The organism is Streptomyces sp. NPDC029466 (genome assembly GCF_055574515.1).
Map to the genome: position 1 here is coordinate 60,187 of NZ_JBVHZH010000049.1, position 4,937 is coordinate 65,123.

The 4,937-nt window shown below is 72.8% G+C and carries 4 protein-coding genes; 1 reads left to right on the plus strand and 3 read right to left on the minus strand.

Annotated elements, in window-relative coordinates:
- Nucleotides 1-159 precede the first annotated feature (159 nt).
- Entirely contained in the window at nucleotides 160-1,077 is a 918-nt protein-coding gene (locus tag ACZ4XD_RS30690; protein WP_468047399.1) for an NADP-dependent oxidoreductase, read from the minus strand.
- 157 nt (nucleotides 1,078-1,234) lie between these two features.
- On the opposite strand from ACZ4XD_RS30690, the gene ACZ4XD_RS30695 reads away from it, so the two are divergent.
- Nucleotides 1,235-2,494, plus strand: a complete 1,260-nt coding sequence (locus ACZ4XD_RS30695) for a LuxR C-terminal-related transcriptional regulator (protein WP_468047401.1) — start codon at nucleotides 1,235-1,237, stop codon at nucleotides 2,492-2,494.
- 34 nt (nucleotides 2,495-2,528) lie between these two features.
- On the opposite strand, the gene ACZ4XD_RS30700 is transcribed toward ACZ4XD_RS30695, so the two are convergent.
- The gene (locus ACZ4XD_RS30700) at nucleotides 2,529-4,004 is read right to left on the minus strand and encodes an amino acid permease (RefSeq protein WP_468047403.1); all 1,476 of its coding nucleotides are present in this window, start codon (nucleotides 4,002-4,004) and stop codon (nucleotides 2,529-2,531) included.
- 92 nt (nucleotides 4,005-4,096) lie between these two features.
- Nucleotides 4,097-4,937, minus strand: an 841-nt coding sequence (gene alr / locus ACZ4XD_RS30705; RefSeq protein WP_468047405.1) for an alanine racemase, incomplete at its 5' end; no start/stop codon positions are given.

Consider the following 4,937-nt stretch of genomic DNA (forward strand, 5'->3'; position numbering starts at 1 on the left):
CGGGCCTATGGGTCTCGGGAGGGCGGACCGCCCCCCCCCCCCCCCCCCCCCCCCCCCCCCCCCCCCCCCCCCCCCCCCCCCCCCCCCCCCCCCCCCCCCCCCCCCACCGCTCTTTGTGCGGGGGGGCGTCAGCCGATCCGCACACCGGCCGCCGCGGACTCAGACCGTGATGACGAGCTTGCCGCGCACATGCCCCGCCTCGCTCAACTCCTGCGCCTTGGCCGCGTCGGCGAGCGGGAAGGTCTCGACGACCGGTACCGCGAGCCTGCCCTCCACGGCGAGGCGGGCGTGCGCAGCCAGGCAGGCGCGGACCTGCTCCGACGGGGTGCCGCCCGCGGAGAAGGGCACACCGTGCTCGGCGGCGTTCATATCGGCGATGGTGACGATCCGGTCCGTCGTGCCGCCGCGCAGTGCGATCGAGACCGGCAGCGTGTCCTGGCCGGCCGCGTCGAAGACCGCGTCGATGCCCTGGGGTGCGGCCGCCCGGACCCGGTCGGCGAGCCCCGCGCCGTACGCCACCGGAACCGCACCCAGTGTGCGCAGGAAGTCGTGATTGGCCGGGGACGCCGTACCGACCACCGTGGCGCCCCGGGCCACCGCGAGCTGGACCGCGACCTGGCCGACCGCCCCCGCCGCCCCGTGCAGCAACAGGGTCTCGCCCTGCGCCAGGCCCAGCTCGTCGAGGACGCGCTGCGCCGTCTCACCGGCCACCGGGAGGGCCGCCGCGGCCTCGAAGGAGAGCCCGGCGGGCTTGTGCGCGATGTCTCCCGCGAGGGCGTACTCCGCGTACGCGCCGGTCCTGGTCAGGCCGAAGACCTCGTCGCCGACGGCGAACGTGTCTCCCGCGCCGTCACCGAGTGCGTCCACCACCCCGGCGAACTCCAGCCCCGGCACGGCGGGGAACGTCGTCGGATAGAACTGCTCCACCCATCCGTAACGCCGCTTGTAATCCAGCGGATTGACGCCGACCGTCACCACCTTCACCCGCACGTCCCCCGGTCCGGGCACCGGCTTGTCGGTGTCCTTGAGGCTGAGTACCTCGGCGCCGCCGAAGGTGTCGTAAAGGATCGCTCGCATAGGGGTCTCCCCGTTCGATGTATGAAATGCAGTGGAGGCACTGGGCCGATGTCTTCAGCCTCCTTGCCGGGGACGGTCACGACGCCGGTCATCTGGCCAGTCCGACCTGGTCGAAAGGCCGGCGCCGGTCCCGGAGCGCCTGGCTACGCTGATGCTCATGCAGTTGACCGGATCCGTGCCCGCCCTGACCGCCGCATACGAGGTGATCCGCCAGCCGCTCGGCGAGATCCTGCCCCGGCTCTCCGCCGTCCTGGCCGAGCCGGTGCCGCACCTGGCGGCCGCTGAACTCTCCACCCACTGCGCGCACTCACCGTTCAAGGCATACGGCGATGCCGACATCACCGGGCGGCTGTCCACCGCCGACCTGGCGCCGCTGCTCGCCGCCGGCGTCCCCGGCCGCCCCTGGCAGGGCATGCTCACCCTCGCCGGCACGGAGCGGCCGGCCCTGGTCGTGACGAGCCATGCGACACCCCGCGGCGCCGTCCTGCTGCTGGTACGGGACGTGGCGGCCGCCCCGGTCGACGAGGCCGCGGCCGCCCTCGTACAGGCGCTGTGGGACCTGGTCACCAGCCACGTCGACCGCCTGGCGGTGGAGGCCATGCCCGGGGCATTGGCTCGCTCGCGGACCGCCGCCGGAACCCGGGCCCGGGTGATCGCGGAGCTGGGCGAGGCCTACTCGGCCGCCCTCACCGGGGTGTTGGGCGTTCTGCGCAGCCGCACTCTCGACGACGCGGCGGCCCGCGCCACCGCCACGGATCTGGCCGTTTCCGCGCTGGTGGAGCTGAGTGCGGAGGCGGAACGGGACCAGGCGATCGCCGAGGAGCCGGTCGGACAGGCCTTCGCCCGGCTCGCCGACGCACTGCGGCCGCTCGTCCGCCACAGCCCCGTACGGCTGGAGTTCGGCGCACCCGACTCCCCGCGGACGGTGGCCGCCGACGTGGCGCACACCGCGCGCGCCATCGTCCGGGCGCTGCTGCTGAAGGTCCTGGAACAGGACGGGGTCACCCGCGTCCACGTCGCCTGGCAGCTCACCGACGACGAGCTGCGCGCGACCGTACGGGACGACGGGCCCGGCACCCTCACGCACGGCGACTTGGCGCCCGGCGGGGTCGCCGAGCGACTCGATGTGCTGGACGGACGGCTGGACCTCGACGCGGTGCCCGGGTGGGGGGCCACGGTGTCGGCGACGATCCCGCTGCGGGTGTTCCAGGACCCGGCACCCGACCCGCTCACCGCACTGGGCGAGCGGGAACTCCAGGTACTGGCCCGGCTCGCGCTCGGGCACCGCAACCGGGCGATCGCCCAGGAACTCCACATCAGCGAGTCGACGGTGAAGTTCCACGTCGCGAAGATCCTCACCAAACTGGGCGTCGAGTCACGGGGCGCGGCGGCGGCTCTCTTCCACGCCGTGGCGTAGGGACGCCGCCCCGCCCTCGTGCCCGACCGCCCGGCTACCTGCTGCGCGACGGCTCCGGGATCTCCTCGTCGGGCGGTGCGTCCTGGGGCCCGGCGGCCCGGCCGCGGCGGGTGCAGAAGTAGCCCGCCGCCAGGATCGCCGCCCATACCGGGGCCACGTACAGCGCGATGCGGGTCTCGGCGTCAAAGGCCAGCAGGACGACCACCAGGCCGAGAAAGGCCAGCACGAAGTAGTTCGACGCCGGCGCCAGTGGCATACGGAAGGCGACCGGCCGGAGCCGCCCGGCGCGCACCGCCGCCCGGAAGCGCAGATGTGCCGCGGAGATGATTCCCCAGGTGAACACCGCGGCGACGGTCGCCACGCTGGTGACATATGCGAAGGCCTGCTCCGGGACGAAGTAGTTCGCGGCCACCCCCAGCAGCATGACGGCCATGGAGGCGAGGATGCCCGCTGCGGGTACACCCTGGCGGCTGACCTTCCCGAACGCGGCCGGTGCGTGCCGGTCCCGGGCCAGGGTGTGCAGCATCCGGCCGGTGGAGAACACCCCGCTGTTGCAGGACGACAGGGCCGCGGTGAGCACGACCACGTTCACCACACCGGCCGCCGCGGGGATCCCGACCTTCGCGAAGACCAGCACGAACGGGCTGACGTGCGGATCGAGTTGGTTCCACGGGACCAGTGCCATGACCGCGGTGAGGGCGCCCAGGTAGAACAGCCCGATCCGCCAGATCACCCGGCGGACGGCGGTGGGCAGGGTCTTCTCGGGGTCCTTGCTCTCGCCGGCGGTCACCCCGAGCAGTTCGACTCCGACGAAGGCGAACACCACCACTTGGAGGGCGAGCAGCGGCCCGGCCATACCGTGCGGGAAGACGCCACCGTGCGACCAGATGTTGCTCAGTGACGCGGTCTCCCCCAGGGGACCGAAGCCGAAGATCAGGATCGCGGCGGCCATGACCAGCAGGACGACGATGGTCAGCACCTTGATGATGGCGAACCAGAACTCGAACTCGCCGAACAGCCGGACCGCCGCGAGATTGGCCACGCCGAGGATCGCCAGGGCGATGAGGCCGGGCAGCCACTGGGGCACCTCGGGCCACCAGTAGCGGACGTAGATCCCGGCCGCGGTCAGCTCGGCGGTGCCGGTGACGACCCACATCAGCCAGTAGCTCCAGCCGGTGGCGAACCCGGCCCAGTGGCCGATGAACTCCTCCGCGTACGTGGCGAACGAACCGGACACCGGCCGATAGACCAGGAGTTCACCCAGGGCACGCATCACGAAGAAGATGACCACGCCGGCGACGGCATAGGTGAGCAGCAGGCCCGGACCGGCGTCGTGCAGGGCCTCGGCGGAACCGAGGAACAGCCCCACGCCGATGGTCCCGCCGATCGCGATCATCTGGATATGGCGGGAGCTCAGGCCCCGGTGGAGATGTTCCGGACCGGGGTCGCCGGAGCGGGCGTCCTGCTTCCCGGCAGGACGCGGCGAGGACGGTGGAAGCCGGTACGTCATGTGAAGGCTCTCTTCGTCAGGGGGCGGTGGTGATCCAGGGGGCGGTGGTGATCCAGGGGGTGGGGGTGATCCAAGGGGTGGGGGAGGGGACGTCAGTGGTCGCCGGGGGCCGAGCCGCCCGTGTAGGTGCGCGGTACGCGGGCGCCGATGCGGGTGACGATTTCGTGGGAGATGGTGTGGGCGGCCCGCGCCCAGTCCGCCGCACCGGGCTCCCCGCGGTCGCCGGGCCCGAAGAGCACCACCTCGTCCCCGGGCGCGGCCGTGGCATCGCCGAGATCGAGGACGAACTGGTCCATGCACACGGTGCCCGCCACCGTGTGCTGCCGCCCGGCGACAAGGACGGGGCCGGCCTGCGACGCATGCCGGGGAACCCCGTCGGCATAGCCCAGGGGTACCAGTCCGAGGGTCGTCTCACGGGCGGTGCGGTAGCGGTGACCGTAGGAGACACCCTGTCCGGCGGGGACCCGCTTGACGGAGGCGAGGCGGGCGGTGAGGGTCATCGCCGGCCGCAGCCCCAGCTCCGTTGACCCGGCCAGGTCCGGCACCGGGCTCAGTCCGTAGACGGCGAGCCCGGGACGGACGAGGTCGAAGTGCGCCTCCGGAAGTGTCAGGGTGGCGGCCGAGTTGGACAGATGCAGAACGTCGGGGGCGAGCCCGGCCCGACGGGCGATCCCGGCCGCCTCGCGGAAATGCGCCAACTGCCGTGCACAGGAGGGGTGTCCGGGCTCATCGGCCCGCGCCAGATGCGACCACACGCCGACCACCCGGAGGTACCCGGCCGCTTCGGCGGCCGCCGCGCCGTCCACCAGCGTCTGCCAGTCGCCCGGGGGGGGGGGGGCCGCGCCCGGACGGGAAACACCCCACCCCGCGCGTTTGAGGGGGGTCCGGCAAAAACCCCCGTTCATCCAAAAAAACCAGAGGCCTATACACCCC

Coding starts and splice junctions, on each gene's coding strand:
- ACZ4XD_RS30695 (WP_468047401.1), top strand. CDS start 1,235: ATGCAGTTGACCGGATCCGTGCCCGCCCTGACCGCCGCATACGAGGTG.
- ACZ4XD_RS30690 (WP_468047399.1), bottom strand. CDS start 1,077: ATGCGAGCGATCCTTTACGACACCTTCGGCGGCGCCGAGGTACTCAGC.
- ACZ4XD_RS30700 (WP_468047403.1), bottom strand. CDS start 4,004: ATGACGTACCGGCTTCCACCGTCCTCGCCGCGTCCTGCCGGGAAGCAG.